This is a genomic window from Isoalcanivorax indicus (assembly GCF_003259185.1).
Classification (GTDB): Bacteria; Pseudomonadota; Gammaproteobacteria; order Pseudomonadales; family Alcanivoracaceae; genus Isoalcanivorax; species Isoalcanivorax indicus.
Window position 1 is genome coordinate 611,848 of sequence record NZ_QGMP01000001.1, and the last position, 17,498, is coordinate 629,345.

General features: G+C 64.4%; 14 protein-coding genes. 12 read left to right on the forward strand and 2 right to left on the reverse strand.

Features of this window, described 5'->3' with window-relative positions; translation table 11 throughout:
• Positions 1–20: 20 nt before the first annotated feature.
• The 10 genes from pilW (at position 21) to DKW65_RS02875 (ending at position 12,339) form a co-directional block, all read left to right on the forward strand.
• Positions 21–794, forward strand: a complete 774-nt coding sequence (gene pilW / locus DKW65_RS02830; RefSeq protein WP_245932379.1) for a type IV pilus biogenesis/stability protein PilW — start codon at positions 21–23, stop codon at positions 792–794.
• Entirely contained in the window at positions 791–1,618 is an 828-nt protein-coding gene (locus DKW65_RS02835) for a RodZ domain-containing protein (protein WP_111655838.1), read from the forward strand. Before pilW ends, DKW65_RS02835 begins: the two co-directional genes overlap by 4 nt.
• A 24-nt stretch (positions 1,619–1,642) precedes the next feature.
• Positions 1,643–2,764 carry a flavodoxin-dependent (E)-4-hydroxy-3-methylbut-2-enyl-diphosphate synthase gene (gene ispG, locus DKW65_RS02840; RefSeq protein WP_111655839.1) on the forward strand — a complete coding sequence of 374 codons (1,122 nt, stop codon included), beginning with the start codon at positions 1,643–1,645 and terminating at the stop codon, positions 2,762–2,764.
• A gap of 31 nt (positions 2,765–2,795) precedes the next feature.
• Positions 2,796–4,073: a histidine--tRNA ligase gene (hisS, locus tag DKW65_RS02845; protein WP_111655840.1), complete on the forward strand. Its 1,278-nt coding sequence runs from the start codon at positions 2,796–2,798 to the stop codon at positions 4,071–4,073.
• Positions 4,074–4,083: 10 nt separating this feature from the next.
• Positions 4,084–4,731: a YfgM family protein gene (locus DKW65_RS02850; RefSeq protein ID WP_162925664.1), complete on the forward strand. Its 648-nt coding sequence runs from the start codon at positions 4,084–4,086 to the stop codon at positions 4,729–4,731.
• Entirely contained in the window at positions 4,728–5,870 is a 1,143-nt protein-coding gene (bamB, locus tag DKW65_RS02855) for an outer membrane protein assembly factor BamB (RefSeq protein WP_111655842.1), read from the forward strand. The genes DKW65_RS02850 and bamB overlap by 4 nt, the downstream gene beginning before the upstream one ends.
• Before the next feature lie 11 nt (positions 5,871–5,881).
• A complete protein-coding gene (der, locus tag DKW65_RS02860; RefSeq protein WP_111655843.1) occupies positions 5,882–7,273 on the forward strand; it encodes a ribosome biogenesis GTPase Der in 1,392 nt (463 codons plus the stop codon).
• A gap of 33 nt (positions 7,274–7,306) precedes the next feature.
• Complete coding sequence (locus DKW65_RS16105) at positions 7,307–9,439, forward strand: TonB-dependent receptor plug domain-containing protein (RefSeq protein ID WP_111655844.1); 2,133 nt, start codon at positions 7,307–7,309, stop codon at positions 9,437–9,439.
• Positions 9,440–9,586: 147 nt separating this feature from the next.
• The gene (locus DKW65_RS02870; protein ID WP_162925665.1) at positions 9,587–10,429 is read left to right on the forward strand and encodes a hypothetical protein; all 843 of its coding nucleotides are present in this window, start codon (positions 9,587–9,589) and stop codon (positions 10,427–10,429) included.
• The gene (locus DKW65_RS02875) at positions 10,426–12,339 is read left to right on the forward strand and encodes an ATP-binding protein (protein WP_111657490.1); all 1,914 of its coding nucleotides are present in this window, start codon (positions 10,426–10,428) and stop codon (positions 12,337–12,339) included. The genes DKW65_RS02870 and DKW65_RS02875 overlap by 4 nt, the downstream gene beginning before the upstream one ends.
• Before the next feature lie 10 nt (positions 12,340–12,349).
• Here DKW65_RS02875 and xseA read toward each other — a convergent pair whose 3' ends face one another.
• Positions 12,350–13,711 (reverse strand): exodeoxyribonuclease VII large subunit, encoded by a 1,362-nt coding sequence (xseA, locus tag DKW65_RS02880; protein ID WP_111655846.1) that lies wholly within the window; start codon positions 13,709–13,711, stop codon positions 12,350–12,352.
• Between the two features lie 95 nt (positions 13,712–13,806).
• Between xseA and guaB the strand changes: the two genes are divergently transcribed.
• Together guaB and guaA are read left to right on the forward strand one after the other, a co-directional pair.
• Entirely contained in the window at positions 13,807–15,276 is a 1,470-nt protein-coding gene (guaB, locus tag DKW65_RS02885) for an IMP dehydrogenase (protein WP_111655847.1), read from the forward strand.
• A gap of 93 nt (positions 15,277–15,369) precedes the next feature.
• The gene (guaA, locus tag DKW65_RS02890; protein WP_111655848.1) at positions 15,370–16,941 is read left to right on the forward strand and encodes a glutamine-hydrolyzing GMP synthase; all 1,572 of its coding nucleotides are present in this window, start codon (positions 15,370–15,372) and stop codon (positions 16,939–16,941) included.
• Here guaA and DKW65_RS02895 read toward each other — a convergent pair.
• Positions 16,896–17,306: a hypothetical protein gene (locus tag DKW65_RS02895; protein WP_111655849.1), complete on the reverse strand. Its 411-nt coding sequence runs from the start codon at positions 17,304–17,306 to the stop codon at positions 16,896–16,898. The two genes, guaA and DKW65_RS02895, sit on opposite strands and share 46 nt — an antisense overlap.
• Positions 17,307–17,498 lie beyond the last annotated feature (192 nt).

The following is a 17,498-nucleotide window of genomic DNA, read 5'->3' on the forward strand; positions in this document are numbered from 1 at the left end:
TGATATCAAGGCACTCCATCTTGCTGGTCCCGATCGTGCTGGCCACGATTCTTTTTCTGGCGGGCTGTGTTACATCGGGCACTGGCGGCCACGAAGTCCGGATCGGCGAGGCGGTGCAGAACCGTATCGCAGCGGGTATGGAATACCTGCAGATGGGCAAGCCGAATGAGGCTCGCCAGCATTTTTCCCGTGCCCTGGAGCTGGAACCGCGCAGCCCGCAGGCGCACAACGCCATGGCGCTGATGTATCGCTACGAGGGTGACAGCGAGCGCGAGGAATTTCATTACCGTCGCGCCCTGCGTGCGGACAGGAATTTCTCCGTAGCGCGCAACAACTACGGCATCCTGTTGCACCAGCGCGGTGACTATCGTCAGGCGTTGCGCCAGTTCGAACGTGCCGCCAACGACCCCGGTTACAATTCCCGCGGGCTGGCTTTCGAGAACATGGCACGCAGTCACATGGCGCTGGGGCAGCGGGATGAGGGCATCGCCGCCTACAACCGCGCCCTGCGCCTGAACCCCAACGCCAGCAGTATCCTGCTGGATCTGGGCAATATTCATCTTGAGGATGGTGATGTGCGCATGGCGCGCCGTTACCTCGACCAGTACTACCGCGTGATCGAGCGTCCTCGCGCCGCCGCTGTCTGGCTGGACATCCGCCTCGCGGCGGCGGAGGGGGATACCAACCGCCAGATGGAGCTGGAGCGTCAACTCACGGAAGACTTCCCTAACGCCGCCGAGACGCGCGCCTGGCGCAGCTGGCGGGATGACATGGCCCGGGGGACTGCCGGATGAGTGATGAACTGAATCTGCCAGGTCAGCGCTTGCGGGCCGAACGTACCCGCCAGGGCTTGTCGGAGCAGGATGTCGCGGCACGCCTGCACCTGTCCATGAGCTACCTGCGCGCGCTGGAGGCCGACGATTACGATCGCCTGCCGGAAGCCGCGTTTGTGAAGGGCTATGTGCGCAACTATGCGCGCATGCTGGGGCTGCCGGGAGAAGAGCTGGTGGCCCAGTTCAAGGCACTGGTGCGTGAGGATCAACGCGATCAACTGGTCTCGCCGGTGCACACCATGGCACCGCCGCGCCGGGTTGTCTGGCTGGCGCCGCTGCTGGCCTTGCTGGTGGTACTGATTGTGGCGATGGGCTGGTGGCTGGTGGGTGCCGACCACGATGCAGGCACAGACGCCCGGCAGCCGGTTGCCCAGGAGCGCGAAGTGATCCCGCCCGATGAAGAGCCGGAAGTGCTCGCCGGAGGACAGGGTGATCTGCCCGAGGCGCAGGACAATCCTGCACCTGAACTGGCGCCAGGTACACCAGTGGGGGAGCCGGAACCGGTGGGCGAGCCACCGGAGGTCGTCAGCCCCAGTGAACCGGTTATCGACCAGCTTGCCATTTCATTTTCCCAGGAGTGCTGGGTGGAAGTCAGCGACGCCGCTGGCGAGCGCCTGTTCCAGGGGCAGCGCAACGCCGGCCAGAACCTGTCCCTGCGCGGCGAAGCGCCGTTCCGGGTGACGCTGGGCAACGCCGCTGCCGTCACCCGGATGCAATTCAACGGTGAGACGATGCCGCTGCCGCAGGGAAATCCCGGGCGGGTAGTGCGCATCTCTGTGCCGTAAACCGTTACAGGCCTGATCATGAACATGGAGCCGGAAATCCGCATCACGCGCCGCCCGACGCGGCAGATCATGGTGGGCAAGGTCCCCGTGGGGGGCGATGCGCCGATCGCGGTGCAGAGCATGACCAACACCGAGACCTGCGACGTTGACGCCACCGTGGCACAGATCCGGCGACTTGAAGATGCCGGTGCGGATATCGTGCGCGTATCGGTGCCGAGCATGGACGCCGCAGATGCCTTTGGCCGTATTCGGCAGCAGGTCAATGTGCCGCTGGTGGCGGACATCCATTACGACTACAAGATCGCCCTGCGTGTCGCCGAGCTGGGTGTGGATTGCCTGCGTATCAATCCGGGCAATATTGGCCGCGAGGACCGCATCAGGGCCGTGATCCAGGCGGCCCGTGATCACGGCATCCCGATCCGCATCGGCGTCAACGCCGGTTCGCTGGAGAAGGAGCTGCAACGCAAGTACGGCGAGCCCTGCAGCGATGCCCTGGTGGAGTCGGCCTTGCGCCACGTCGAGATTCTCGACCGTCACGACTTCCAGGACTTCAAGGTCAGTGTCAAGGCCTCCAACGTATTCATGACCGTACAGGCCTACCGCAAACTGTCGGCGCAGATCGAGCAGCCGCTGCATCTCGGCGTCACCGAGGCCGGCGTGTTCCGCTCTGGCACCGTCAAGTCATCGGTGGCCATGGGCATGCTGCTGATGGAAGGCATCGGTGACACCATCCGTGTATCGCTGGCGGCGGATCCGGTGGAAGAGGTGCGGGTGGGCTTCGACATTCTCAAGAGCCTCAACTTGCGCAAGAAAGGCGTCAACATCATCGCCTGCCCGAGCTGTTCGCGGCAGAATTTCGACGTGATCGCGACGGTCAATGCGCTGGAAGCCCGGCTTGAAGATATCAACGAATCGGTGGACCTGGCGGTGATCGGCTGCCTGGTCAACGGCCCGGGCGAAGCCCGGGAGGTGGATGTCGGCCTGACAGGCGGCACCCCGAATAACCTGTCCTACGTGGATGGCGAGAAAAGCCATCATATCCGCGCCGAGGAACTGGTGGACGAGCTTGAGCGCATGGTGCGTGACAAGGTCAAGCGCATGCGTGACGACGAGCAGGCCGGGGTGATCCTGCGCAGTCAGGATTAAGTCCGGTCCCGGTGTATCCCAGGAGTTTCAATTGAGCAGGAAAGTCGCCTCCATTCGGGGCATGAACGATATTCTGCCGACGCAGACGCCGCTGTGGCAGTGGCTGGAAGCGCGCGTGACCGACGTGCTGGCGGGCTATGGCTACAGCGAAATCCGCATGCCGATCGTGGAGCCGACGGAGCTGTTCAAGCGCTCCATCGGGGAAGTCACGGATATCGTTGAAAAGGAAATGTACACCTTCGACGACCGAAACGGCGATTCGATCACCCTGCGCCCTGAGGGCACGGCAGGTTGCGTACGCGCCTGCGAGCAGCACGGGCTGCTGTATAACCAGGTTCAGCGGCTCTGGTATCGCGGACCGATGTTCCGCTACGAGCGCCCGCAAGCGGGCCGTTATCGCCAGTTCCATCAGATTGGCGTGGAATCCTTTGGCATGTCCGGCCCGGATATCGATGCCGAAATGATTCTGATGACGGCGCGCCTCTGGCGCCAGCTGGGTCTGGCCGACAAGGTGCGTCTGGAACTGAACACGTTGGGACTGGCCGAAGACCGTGCGGCCTATCGGGACGCCCTGGTGGCCTGGCTGCGCGCCCGCGAAGAGCGGCTGGACGACGACAGCCGCCGTCGCCTGGAGCGCAACCCGCTGCGTATTCTGGACAGCAAGCACCCGGACACGCGGGCCTTGCTGGCGGATGCGCCCGCCCTGGCGGATTACCTGGGCGATGAAGCCCGCAGCCATTTCGAGGGCTTGCGCGCGCTGCTGGATGCCGCCGGGATTCCCTACGTGATCAATCCCTCGCTGGTGCGCGGGCTGGATTACTACGGCAAGACGGTATTCGAGTGGGTGACCGATGCGTTGGGCGCCCAGGGCACTGTCTGTGCCGGCGGCCGCTACGATGGCCTGGTGACGCAGCTGGGCGGCAAGCCGACGCCGGCGGTGGGCTTTGCCATGGGCGTGGAGCGGCTGATCCTGCTGCTGGAACAGCAGCCTCCGGAACTGCGTCCGGATGCGGAACTCTATATCGTCTCCAGCGATGCAGGCGCGGCCCTGCGGCTGGCGGAGGCATTGCGTGATACCCTGCCGGGTCAACGCATCCGCTGCCACTGTGGCGGCGGCAGTTTCAAGAGTCAGATGAAGAAGGCAGACCAGAGCGGGGCGCGTTATGCCCTGATTCTGGGCGAGACAGAGCTTGCCGAGGGGCTGGTCACAGTGAAGCCGCTGCGGCAGGATGGCGAACAGCAACAGGTAAGGCAGGCTGAGGTCGGCGCTTATCTGGCAACGTTGGATCACGATACACAGATCGGGTGAGGAGACGCAGGTGCGCAGCGAAGAAGAACAGGCAGAACTGCTGAGGGAGTGGTGGGAAAAGAACGGCCGGGTCCTGATTGTCGCCATTGTGGTGAGCGTCGTGGGTCTGCTGGGCTGGCGCCAGTGGAGCGCGACCCAGGACGCACGCGCCGAGAGCGCCTCCACGGTGTACAGCGCCCTGAGCCGCGCGCTGGAGCAGACCGGCGCGGGTGAGGATCAGAGCGCCATGGCGGCGGTGCGCGAGCACGCGGATCGGCTGCTGGAGGAATACCCGCGCACCACCTACGCTGCCCAGGCCCGTCTGGCCCTGGCGCGTCTTGCTGTGATGGACGAAGACTACGAAGAAGCCGCGTCACAGTTGCGTGCCGTGGTGGACCGCAGCCCGACCCGAGCCATCGAGCAGATGGCACGCCTGCGCCTGGCGCGGGTGCTGTTGCAGCAGGGTGATGCAGACGGCGCGCTGGCGCTGGTGCGCCATGACTACCCCGAAGCCTGGCGTGGCCAGGCCCTGGAGATCCGCGGCGACGCGCTGCGTGCCCAGGATCGCCGTGACGATGCCCGGGCCGCCTACAGCGCGGCCCTGGAGGCCATGGCCTCCGGTGAGCCGATCCGCGACCGGGTGCAAATGAAACTTGACGACATGACGCCTGCCTCGTGAAAAAACTTCTGGTCCTCGCCTGCAGCCTGCTGTTCATCGCCGGCTGCAGCAGCAATCCGCACGCTATCGAGCCCAATCCGCTGCCCGACTTTGATGCCCAGTATCAGGTCAAGTGCGATTGGTCACGCAATGCCGGCAAGGGTATCCACAAGGCGTATCTGCATCTTGCGCCGGCGGCCACCCACCGTGCTGTGTATGCGGCGGACCTGGAGGGCCGAGTCACGGCCTATAGCCACGACCGTGGCCGTCGTCAGTGGCGCGTCAACAACGACGATCGTATCAGCGGTGGCCTCTATGCCGGTTACGGCGTCGTCATGTACGGCACCCGCGAAGGCGATGCGGTGGCACTGTCGGAAGAGGATGGCAGTGAGCGGTGGCGGGTGCGCCTGAGCAGCGAAATTCTGGCGGCTCCGGCGGCCAATGCCGACGCCGCCGTCTTCAAGACACTGGACGGGCAGGTGATCGCCCTGGATATGGAGTCGGGTGACGAACTGTGGCGCTTTGATGATCCGGTGCCGATTCTGGTGCTGCGTGGTGCGGCGCGACCGACCATTGCGGGCGATCGTGTCTATGTCGGTTTCGCCAATGGCAAGGTGATTGCGCTGGATGTGCGCAATGGTGTGCCGGTATGGGAGCGCCGGGTAGCCGAACCGACCGGGCGTTCCGAACTGGAGCGGCTGGTGGATCTGGCCAACAACCTGATCGTGGAAGGGGGTGGCGTTTTCGCTGGCAGCTTCCAGGGGCGGGTGGCGGTGCTGGACCAGGACAACGGCCGCCCCTACTGGGGCAAGGACCTGTCCACCTACGGCATGATGGCCTCGCGCCTGGGGGTGCTGTTCGTCGCCGACAGCACCGGTCATGTCTCCGCCATCGATCAGCGTACCGGCAATGCCCTGTGGAAGCAGGACCTGCTGTACGGGCGCGGCTTGACCGGTGTGGCGGTGCAGGATGACCAGATCGTTGTCGGTGACAGTGAGGGCTATCTGCACTGGATGGATGCGTCAACGGGCCATATCACGGCGCGTCGCCGACACCATCGCAAGGGCTTTGCCGCCGCGCCGGTGGCCCATGATGACGTGATTTATGTACTCGGCCGTCGTGGCCGTCTGTCGGCGTACAGCATCACGCCACGTAACTGAGAAACGCTTCCATGAAACCCGTTCTGGCACTGGTGGGCCGCCCCAATGTGGGCAAGTCCACCCTGTTCAATCGCCTGACCCGCACGCGTGATGCGCTGGTGGCGGATTTCCCCGGGCTGACCCGTGACCGCAAGTACGGTATGGGTCAGGTGGGGGAGCGGCCCTATGTGGTGATTGATACCGGCGGCATCGGCGAAGGACTGGAAGGCGTTGAAGCCCCCATGACCGAACAGGCCAGCGCAGCATTGCAGGAAGCGGATGCGGTGCTGTTTCTGGTGGATGGCCGGGCCGGCCTGACAGCGGCGGATGAACAACTGGCACGCGATATGCGGGCGTTGAACAAGCCGGTGCATCTGGTGGTGAACAAGACCGATGGCCTGGACGAAGACACGGCCAGCGCCGAGTTCTACGCCCTGGGGCTGACCCAGGTGCATGCCATTGCGGCCGTGCACGGTCGTGGCGTGCGCCGCATGATGGACCAGATCCTGGCTGAATTTCCGGAAGCGCCGGAAGAGACTGACCGGGATGATGCCGAGAGCGGCATCAAGGTGGCCATTCTGGGCCGCCCGAATGTCGGCAAATCCACCCTGGTGAACCGCCTGCTGGGCGAGGAACGTGTGGTGGTGTATGACATGGCCGGCACGACCCGCGACACCATCTCCATTCCTTTCGAGCGTCAGGGGCGCCGTTACACCCTGATCGACACCGCCGGCATTCGCCGCCGCGGCAAGGTTTTTGAAGCGGTGGAAAAATTTTCTGCCATCAAGGCCATGCAGGCGGTTGACGATGCCCATGTGGTGTTGCTGGTGATTGATGCCCGCGAAGGGCTGACCGAGCAGGATCTGCATCTGCTGGGTTACATCATCGAGGCTGGCCGTTCGGTGGTGATGGCGGTGAACAAGTGGGATGGCCTGAGTGTGGACCACCGCGAACAGGTCAAGGCCGAGCTGGGTCGACGGTTGCAGTTTGCCCCCTGGATCCGCACGCATACCATCTCGGCCCTGCATGGCACCGGGGTGGGTGATCTGTACCCCTATATTCATCGCGCCTGGGACTCGGCTTATCCGAAGGTCAGCACGGCCCAGCTCACCCGCATGATGGAGGAAATAGTAGCCCGGCATCAGCCCCCCGTGGTGGGCCGCAACCGCATCAAGCTGCGCTATGCGCACATTGGTGGCGGCAACCCGCCGCGTATCATCATCCACGGCAGCAAGGCGGATGCGGTGCCAGCGGGTTACCGGCGCTATCTGGAAAATCGCTTCCGTGAGTTGCTCAAGCTCGAAGGCACGCCGGTGCGGGTCGAGTTCAAGAGCAGTGCCAACCCTTACGAGGGCAAGAAGAACGAGCTGTCCGAACGGCAGATTCGACGAAAGAAGCGCCTGATGAAGCACGTCAAACGCTGATATGCTTGCCTGAACGCAAGTTCGGGGCAAGACATGACATACCGGGGATGGGCCGTTCTGGGGCTGTTGCTGCTGAGCACGCCGCTGCGCGCGGATGAGCTGATCTGGCGTCCGGAGGGCGCCGCCGACATCCCCACTGTGCTGACCCCGGCGCGCCTGCGCCAGCCCCAGTCTGAAGTGCCCGCCAGTGTCACCGTGATCGACCGTACCCTGATTGACGCCAGTGGTGCCCGCGAGTTGTACCAGGTGCTGCGCCTGGTGCCGGGCATGGTGGCCGTCAAGGCCGACGGTAATGTGCCCACCGTGGCTTACCACGGCACCCTGGCCCGCGACACCCGGCGCATGCTGGTGCTGGTCGATGGCCGTTCGGTCTATCAGCCCGGCTTTTCCCGCGTCCTCTGGAACGATATTCCCGTTGATCTGAATGATGTCGAGCGCATTGAAGTGACGCGCGGCCCCAACGCGGCCGCCTATGGTGCCAACGCCTTCACCGGCATCGTCAACATCATCACCCGGCATCCCCAGGACATGCCCGGCGGCAGTGTCATGCTGCGTGGCGGCAACAACGGCGTGCGTGACGCCCGGCTGACAGATGTGCAGCACTGGGCGGGTGGTGGTGTGCGCACGACGGTCGCGCGCCGGGCGGATGACGGCTACGACAAGCCGTTTCGGGGCCGCGAGATACGTGACGGGAAAGTGGTGGAGACCCTGGACGTGCGGTTGTCCCATGACCTGAACCGGCGCGACAGCGTGGACGTCATGCTGGGCGGCGCTCGTTCGGACCTGGCGCGCCTGGAGGAAGGGGCGTTGCTGGATTTTGCCGAGGTCTATGGTGCGCCGGACGAAACCTCGCAAAGTGTGTTTGCCCAGGCCCGCTGGCAGCGCGTGTTTTCGCCGGACCATGCGCTGCGGCTACAGGTTTATGGCCAGCATACCGATGGCAACCAGCGTACCGAGTTGTGCCCGCGGGATATTCGTACGGGCGCCGTGGGACCTGGCGGGGCCTTGCTGTACAGCCGCGAGATGCGCGATCTGTTCGAGGCTACCGGCCGCGATACCCTGGCCACGGTGGTGGCCGCCGCGACGCCCGGGACGGATGCGGCCATCGATCAGCGTTACGCCGCCCTGGTCAACAGTGGTGCCGGTCCCTTCTGCCATCGCTTGCAGCAGGATGTCACGGAACGGCGGGTGGACATCGAGATCGAGGACACCGTGCGTTTGCATGAGCGGGTCCGCCTGGTGACCGGCGGCTCCCTGCGGCGCGACGAGGCGCGTTCGGATGCCTTGCTGGATGGCTCCGTCAGCAACCAGACCCGCGCCCTGTTCGGCAACCTGGAACTGATTCCCCTGAACAGCGTGCATGTGAATCTCGGCGGCTACTGGCAGTGGGACCAGATCAACAGCGGGCGCCTGAGCCCCCGGGCTGCCGTGATCTGGCGTCCGGCGCCGGGGCATGGCGTCAGGCTGGTCTATTCCGAAGCCGTGCGCAACGTGGATATCTATGAAGAGCGGGCCAACACCGCCCTGCGCCCGGCCTTGCTGCCAGCCACCTATGCCGCCGATACGGTCGGTCTGCTGGGCTGGGCAGACCCGCAGCTGTTCGTCACCCAGACCTCCCCCGGTGACTTGAAGCCGGAGCGTATCCGCTCGCGGGAGATCGGCTATTTTGGCCGTGCCGGGCAATTCGAGCTGGATGTGCGGGTGTTCGACGAAGCCTTGCGCGACCTGATCAGCCAGCCCACCAACCCGTTCCGGTTCGAGGCCAACAACGACACCCAGGTCACGCAGCGCGGCTGGGAGTCGCAACTCGCCTGGCGCCCTCATCCACGGCATCTGTTGCGCGGCACCTATGCGCGGCGTCACGGGGACGCCCCGATCGTCGCGGAAACCCGCTTGTTTGCGCGGCACATGAGTAGCATGCTCTGGCGGTACGATTTCAGGGACGGCTGGATGTTCTCCAGCAGCTATTACCTGGCGCGCCGATACGACGACTTCACCTATGAACAGCTGAGCGCCCAGTTGATGCGACGTCAGCGCCTGGGCCGCCACGAGTTGTCCCTGGCCGGGACGGTGGAACACAACGTTTCCGGTGACAGCATCGTGTTCCGGCGCAATGATTATCTGGACCGGAGTCGCTATTGGCTCAGTGCCACGCTGCACTTCTGAATCATGGCGTCGTGACGCAGGGACGACAGGCACGTGATGATGCATAGGACAACCCCACAGGCTGGACACTCCGCGCGGCGGCGCTGCTGGCGGTGGGGCGGGCTGCTGTCATGGTTCCTGGCATGGTCCCTGGCGTGGTCCCTGGTCTTGTTATGGCCGTTGCCGGTGTTGGCCGATGGCCCACGATTGGCCCTGCTCGGTGGTGATGAGGCCTTTCAGGCACGTTTCGGTGCCGCGCTGGCCGAGCAGCTGGTGGAACGCGGAGAGGGCGAGATCGGTTGGCAGGCGCCGCGGCGCAGCGATCTGATTGTTGCCCTGGGGGACGACGCCTTCACGCGGGCCCTCAGTTACCAGCGGCCCGTGATCGGGGTTTTCGTGAGCCGTGATGTGGCCCTGGAGGCCTACTCGGCGGGTTGTGCCTGCACCGCCTTCTTTGCCGAGGCCGATCCGGTGCGTCAGCTGCGTCTGGCGCGGTTGATGTTTCCTGCGGCCCAGCGTATCGGGCTGGTGACCGGGCCTCACTCCGCCTGGGCGGCTGGCCTGTTGCAGACCGATGCCGAGAGCGCGGGTCTGATCCTGGTGCATGAAGCGGTGGCCGGGCCCGCTGATATGGCGCGTCAGCTCCCGCGCCTGCTGTCGCGTGTGGACCTGTTGATTGCGGTGGGAGACTCGGCCCTGTACGGGCCCGATACGGCCCGCACGGTGCTGTTGACCAGCTACCGCCAGGGGCGCCCGGTGATCGGACCGGACGAATTCTTCGTTCAGGCGGGCAGTGTGGCGACCACCTATACCGGCGGCGCCGACATGGTTGAGCAGGTGGCGGACACCATCAGCCGTTTCCGTCGTCGCGGTGCCGCCCGGGGGCGCCTGCCGCCACCGGATTTTGGCAGTCGCTTCTCCGTGCGCGTCAACGAACATGTGGCGCGTACCTATGATGTGCCGGAGCGGGACGCGGACGCGCTGGCGGCAGACCTGGAGGCGGGGTGGTGACCGGAACACGCTCGATCAGACAGCAGTTGCAATGGCTTGGCATCCTGCCAGCGCTGATCCTGTTGTTGCTGTTGCTCGGTCTGCTCACCTGGCAGCGTTTCGGTGATGCGGAAGCCGAGTTGGGCGCCAAGGGCCAGTTCATGGTGCGCCAGCTGGCGATCAGCGCGGAATACGGTGTGCTGTCCGGCAACCACGAAGATCTGCGCCAGCAGGCGCAACTGGCCATGCAGGACCCGGAAGTGCGCTATGTGCTGTTCGCGGATGCTGACGGCAGTACCCTGCTGTATCAAGGCGTGGGCGATGCCGTCAGCCTGGCCGGAGCGGAAGCGTCATCGCTGCGGCATTTCCGGGCCCCCATCCATCGTCAGCCGTTGATGCTGCCTCCTGCCCGTGACACTGGGCTGTCGGCACAACCCGCACAGCCGGAGGTCATCGGTGAGGTCAGTCTGGGCCTGTCCGGCGGCTCCGTGGCACGACGCCAGCGGGAAATCCTGCTGGCCAGTCTGGCGCCCGCGCTGGCGGCCGTGATCGTGGCACTGTGGACAGCCGGGCGCATGGCACGCTCCCTGTCCGGCCCCATTTCCCGCTTGTCCCGTCTGGTGCGCGTCATTCGCGGAGGCGGCTATCATGTGCGTGGCGCCAGCCCGCTGCGCGGCGAGCTGGGTGCTCTGCAACAGGACATCAACGAACTGGCCTCGGCGCTGGAGCGTGCCCGGCGCGAGCAGGAAGCGGCCATGGATGACCTGCGCGATGCGCGTCAGCGCGCCGAGGCCGCAAGCCAGGCCAAAAGCGAATTCCTGGCCATGATGAGCCATGAATTACGCACCCCCATGAACGGTGTGCTTGGCATGCTGCAGTTGCTGGAAACCACGTCGCTGAGTCGCGAGCAGCAGGAGTATTCCAGTGCGGCGGTGGAATCCACCAACCATCTGCTGGAAGTCATCAACGACATTCTCGATTTCTCCCGTATCGAGTCGGGCCGCATGGAGATCGAGCAGCTGTTTTTCTCCCCCGCCGAGCTGCTGCAGAACTGTGTCGCGAACTTTCGTTATCTGGCTGAGCAGAAGCAACTGGCGTTGCGCCTGGAAGGGGTGGAGGCGGTCTCGGGTCTGGATATCTGTTCGGACCCGACCCGGCTGCGGCAGGTGCTGAGCAATCTGATTGCCAATGCCATCAAGTTTACCGAGCAAGGCAGTGTCACGGTGCAGGTGGAATGCGAGCCGCTGGAGGGTTCCAGCCGTGTGTCGCTGGTATGCAGTGTGACCGACACCGGCATGGGGATTGCGCCGGAGAAGCTGCCAACGTTGTTCGATGCGTTCTCGCAGGTGGATTCCTCCACATCGCGCCGCTTCGGCGGCGCCGGGCTCGGGCTGGCTATCTCACGGCGCCTGTGCCGCATGCTTGGCGGTCGCCTTGAGGTCAGCAGCACCCCGGGGCAGGGCACCTGCTTTACCGCCAGCTTTGTGCTCGACAGCCGCCGCAATGTCAGCCGCGCCCCGGCCGCCGCCGTCAGCGCGCCACCGCGCCTGGCGGGCCATGTGCTGCTGGTGGAGGACAACCCGGTGAATCGCATGGTGGCGGAACACATGTTGCGCGCCAGCGGCGTCACGGTGCATGCGGCGGAGCACGGCGGCCAGGCCCTCGATATCCTTCAGCGTGAGCGTTTTGATTGTGTGCTCATGGATGTGCAAATGCCGGTGATGGATGGTCTGGAGGCCACACGGCGCTGGCGGGCACAGGAACAGGCGCAGGGCAGCACGCGCCTGCCGATCGTGGCCCTGACGGCGAATGCATTGTCCGGCGAGCGCGAGCGCTGCATGGCCGCCGGGATGGACGATTACCTGGCCAAGCCTTTCCAGCGACAGGCGCTGCTGCTGATGATGAGCCGCTACCTGCCGCGCGAGGCATGACGCGCGCGGCTCAGTCCTGATTCGTGTCCCCCGGACGAATGGCCGTGACGGTTGCCGTGATGCTGCCGTCATTCAACCGGGTGCGCAGCGTATCCCCGGGGGTCACTGCCTGCACCGAGCGCACGGCGGTATCGCCCAGGAAGGTAATGCTGTAGCCCCGGCCCAGCGTGGCCAGCGGGCTGGCGGTGTGCAGGCGCTGGCCCAGCTGAGTCAGCGCGCGCTGGCTGTCTTGCAGGGCGCGTGGCGCGGGCAGCCGCAAGCGTCGCTGCAGGCCCTGCAATTGTTGCTGACGGCGCTGCAGCAGCGCGCTCGGGCTCTGGGCGCGCAGGCGCTGGCCCAGTTGCCGCAGCTGCTGGCCGTGCAGGGCCAGTTGATGGGTCAACTGGCGGCGCAAGCGGCCATCCAGCTCGTCAAGCTGCTGGGCGTATTGCTCCAGTTGCTGGCTCGGGTGGCGCAGGCGCCGCCGCAGGGCAGTAAAGCGCTCGCCATGGCGTGCCAGTTGCTGCTGCATCTGGCGCACCAGACGGCGCCGCGCCGCACGCAGCTGCTCTGCCGCCAGGCTCAGGTCTGGCCCCACCAGCTCGGCCGCTGCCGAGGGCGTGGGGGCGCGCAGGTCAGCGGCAAAATCGGTCAGCCCGACGTCGATTTCATGGCCCACCGCCGAGACCACCGGAATCGCGCTGGCCGCCACATCCCGGGCCAGTTGCTCATCATTGAAGGCCCACAGGTCTTCCAGTGAGCCGCCGCCCCGGGTCAGGATCAGCACGTCGCATTCGTTCCGGGCATTGGCCAGCGCCAGCGCGGCGCGCAGTTGCCCCGGTGCCTCGCGGCCCTGGACGGCGCTGGGATAGATCAGCACCGGGATCTGCGGGCAACGGCGGTTCAGCACCTGGAGAATATCGCGCACGGCGGCGCCGCTGGGTGAAGTGATCAGGCCAATCTGTCGGGGCAGGGGGGGCAGGGCGCGCTTGCGCTCGGCGGCAAACAGCCCCTCGGCCTGCAGCCGGGCCTTGAGCGCCTCGAACTGCTGCCGCAGCTGGCCCTCACCGGCTTCCTCCATGTGCTCCACCACCAACTGGAAGCTGCCGCGAGGCACGTACAGCGTGATCCGCGCCCGGACCAGTACCTGCTGTCCGTTGCGCGGCGTGAAGCGCAGCCGCTGGTTGCGGGCACGGAACATGGCGGCATTGACCTGGGCCCGGTCATCCTTGAGGCTGAAATAGAGGTGCCCGGAGCCGGGCCGGGACAGGTTCGACAGCTCGCCCTCGAGCCAGACCAGCGGGAAACTGCCCTCCAGCAGGCCCTGGGCCTCCAGATTCAGGCGGCTGACGCTGTATACGTGGCGTTCACCGCCGGGAATGTCTGATTTCATGTCAGGGATACTACTGACATTTACCCGAAAGACGCCAGCGCCTATAATTGCGCGCTTAACTTTCGTACACCCCCGTCCACCAGCTACGGTGCCTTATGCTCAGAATTGTGCAAGAAGCACTGACATTCGACGACGTTCTTCTGGTACCTGCCTACTCCGAAGTGCTGCCCAAGGATGTCTCACTCAAGACGCGCCTGACCCGCGACATCAGTCTGAATATCCCGCTGGTGTCGGCGGCCATGGATACTGTGACCGAACACCGGCTGGCCATTGGCATGGCGCAGGAAGGCGGTATCGGTATCCTGCACAAGAACATGGAAGTGGAAGACCAGGCGCGCCACGTGCGCATGGTGAAGAAATACGAGAGCGGCGTGGTCAAGGATCCGATCACCGTGTCCCCGGACACCACGGTCGCGGAGCTGCTGCGCATCACCGAGGCCCACAACATTTCCGGCGTGCCGGTGGTGCAGGGTGACAACGTGGTGGGCATTGTCACCAGTCGCGATACCCGTTTCGTGACCGAGTACAACCAGCCGGTGTCTGCCGTCATGACCGGCAAGGATCGCCTGGTGACCGTGCAGGAAGGCGCCAATGCCGACGAAGTGCAGCAACTGTTGCACCGGCATCGCATCGAGAAAGTACTGGTGGTGAATGAATCCGGTGCCCTGCGCGGCCTGATCACCGTCAAGGATATCGAGAAGTCGGCCAACTACCCGAATGCCTGCAAGGATTCCCAGGGCCGCTTGCGCGTGGGTGCTGCGGTCGGCACCGGTGCCGACACCGAAAGCCGCGTCATCGCCCTGGTGGAAGCCGGTGTGGACGTGATCGTCGTCGACACCGCTCACGGCCACTCGCGTGGCGTGATCGATCGCGTCGCCTGGATCAAGAAGCACTACCCGGAAATCCAGGTCATTGGCGGCAACATCGCCACCGCCGATGCGGCCCGTGCCCTGGCGGAAGCCGGTGCCGATGCGGTGAAAGTCGGTATCGGCCCCGGCTCCATCTGCACCACCCGTATCGTTGCCGGTATCGGTGTGCCGCAGATCACCGCGATCTCCGAAGTGGCGGATGCACTGTTGAAGTACGATATCCCGCTGATTGCAGATGGCGGTGTGCGTTTCTCCGGTGACGTGGCCAAGGCGGTTGCCGCTGGCGCCAGCGCCATCATGATCGGTTCCCTGCTGGCCGGCACCGAAGAGGCGCCGGGTGATGTGGAACTGTTCCAGGGCGGCTACTACAAGGCCTACCGCGGCATGGGGTCCCTGGGCGCCATGGCAGGCAAGACCGGCTCCAGCGACCGTTACTTCCAGGATGCGGCCGCTGGCGTGGAGAAACTGGTGCCGGAAGGCATTGAAGGTCGCGTGCCCTACAAGGGGCCGATGACCAATATCATTCACCAGTTGATCGGCGGGCTGCGTGCCGCCATGGGCTACACCGGCTGCACGGACGTCAACGAAATGCGTACCAAACCGCAGTTCGTGAAAGTCACCAATGCCGGAATGAAAGAATCCCATGTGCACGACGTGGCCATCACCAAGGAAGCGCCCAATTATCCTGTCGGGTAAGCGCTTGACGTATTCATGAAGACCTCAACGGCCGGCATCCACGCCGGCCTTTGTGTTTGACCCGGCCGACAGGCCCAGCGAGCGGACAACGCCATGAAAGACATTCACTCCCAGCGCATCCTGATTCTGGATTTCGGTTCACAGTACACGCAGCTGATTGCCCGCCGCGTGCGCGAAATCGGCGTCTATTGCGAAATCCGTGCGTTCGACATGGACGATGCCGAAATCCGCGCCTTCGACCCGGCGGGTGTGATCCTCTCCGGTGGCCCGGAAACCGTGACCATGAATGAGACGCCCCGTGCACCGCAGCGGGTGTTCGAACTTGGCGTGCCGGTGCTGGGGATCTGTTACGGCATGCAGACCATGGCCTCGCAGCTGGGCGGTACCGTGATTCATGGTGAGAAGCACGAATTCGGTTATGCCCGGGTGCAGAAAGTGGGCGCCTGCCGTTTGCTGGATGACATCGTGGACCACGAGGAAGACGGCCACAATTTCCTGGACGTCTGGATGAGCCACGGTGACCGTGTGGACACCGCGCCGGAAGGCTTTGTGGTCAGCGCCGCCACCGGCTCCTGCCCGGTGGCCGGCATGGCCGACGACGCGCGCCGCTTCTATGGCGTGCAGTTCCACCCCGAAGTCACCCACACGCTTCAGGGCGGCCGCCTGCTGGAGCGCTTCGTGCGCGATATCTGCGCCTGCGAAAAACTCTGGACCCCTGACAACATCATTGAAGATGCCATTGAGCAGATCCGTGAGCAGGTGCGCGACGAAGAAGTGATCCTCGGCCTGTCCGGCGGCGTGGATTCGTCGGTGGTCGCCGCCCTGCTGCACAAGGCTATCGGCGACCAACTGACCTGCGTGTTCGTGGACAACGGCCTGTTGCGCCATCGCGAAGGCGATCAGGTGATGGAGATGTTTGCCGAAAACATGGGCGTGAAAGTCATTCGCGTGGACGCGGAAGACAACTTCCTGGGCAAGCTGGCCGGTGTGGAAGACCCTGAGCAGAAGCGCAAGATCATCGGCAACACCTTTATCGAGATCTTCGATGCCGAAGCCGCAAAACTGAGAAATGCCAACTGGCTGGCCCAGGGCACCATCTATCCGGACGTGATTGAATCTGCTGCCAGCAAGACCGGCAAGGCCCACGTGATCAAGTCGCACCACAATGTGGGTGGCCTGCCGGAGCACATGAAGCTGAAACTCGTAGAGCCCCTGCGCGAACTGTTCAAGGATGAAGTGCGCAAGATCGGCCTGGAGCTGGGCCTGCCCTACGACATGGTCTACCGCCACCCCTTCCCGGGCCCCGGCCTGGGCGTGCGCATCCTCGGCGAAGTGAAAAAGGAATACGCCGATACCCTGCGCCTGGCGGATGACATCTTTATCACCGAACTGCGCGCTGCGGGTCTGTATCACAAGACCAGCCAGGCCTTCACCGTCTTCCTGCCGGTCAAGTCCGTGGGCGTGGTCGGCGACGCCCGCCGCTACGAATACGTGGTGGCCCTGCGCGCCGTGGAAACCATCGACTTCATGACCGCCCGCTGGGCGCACCTGCCGTATGACTTCCTGGAGCATGTTTCCGGCCGCATCATCAACGAAATCCCGGGCATCAGCCGGGTGACCTACGACATCTCGTCGAAGCCGCCGGCGACGATTGAGTGGGAGTGAACCGCATTCCGGATGCCGCCACCCATGCCCGGGTGGCGGGGAACGGCGGTGGCCAGGATGACGCGTTCAAGCGCCAGGAAGTAATCAAACGCCGGGCACTTGCGCCCGACCACGAATGAGTGATCTGCCTCGTCCTCTTCCGCAAGACGCACGATCAGCGCAGGAATGCCCTGGCGTGCGGCGAGCGTCGTGATCTGCTGCCCGAAGGGGTCAGCAGGATCCGTGACCACGATATCGGTGTGGCTGTCCTGCCAGGGCACGATCTCAATAGCCAGGCCGTGCTCGCGGAACAACGCAGCAACCAGCACCAGCTTCTGCACTGTTGCGTCATCGCAGCCCGCATGCGCTACGGTCAGATGCCTCATGGTATGCCCCCGGAACTGCCCGCTGTATTGAACGGTCTTGTGATGGCTGTGCCGTTTGTTCAGCGTCTCGATTATTGGCAGAGCGTGTGATCGGGACAACGCCTTTTTTTACGTATTTTTCTCCTGGTTCATGTTGCGATTATGGTTATTTCTGCCTGTTCATGCGGGGGGCGTTCGCGGCTTGCCGGGGAT

Bases quoted from the DNA above. Each gene is read 5' to 3' on its own strand.
- DKW65_RS02835 (WP_111655838.1), top strand. From the start codon at position 791: ATGAGTGATGAACTGAATCTGCCAGGTCAGCGCTTGCGGGCCGAACGT.
- ispG (WP_111655839.1), top strand. From the start codon at position 1,643: ATGGAGCCGGAAATCCGCATCACGCGCCGCCCGACGCGGCAGATCATG.
- der (WP_111655843.1), top strand. From the start codon at position 5,882: ATGAAACCCGTTCTGGCACTGGTGGGCCGCCCCAATGTGGGCAAGTCC.
- DKW65_RS16105 (WP_111655844.1), top strand. From the start codon at position 7,307: ATGACATACCGGGGATGGGCCGTTCTGGGGCTGTTGCTGCTGAGCACG.
- xseA (WP_111655846.1), bottom strand. From the start codon at position 13,711: ATGAAATCAGACATTCCCGGCGGTGAACGCCACGTATACAGCGTCAGC.
- guaB (WP_111655847.1), top strand. From the start codon at position 13,807: ATGCTCAGAATTGTGCAAGAAGCACTGACATTCGACGACGTTCTTCTG.
- guaA (WP_111655848.1), top strand. From the start codon at position 15,370: ATGAAAGACATTCACTCCCAGCGCATCCTGATTCTGGATTTCGGTTCA.
- DKW65_RS02895 (WP_111655849.1), bottom strand. From the start codon at position 17,306: ATGAGGCATCTGACCGTAGCGCATGCGGGCTGCGATGACGCAACAGTG.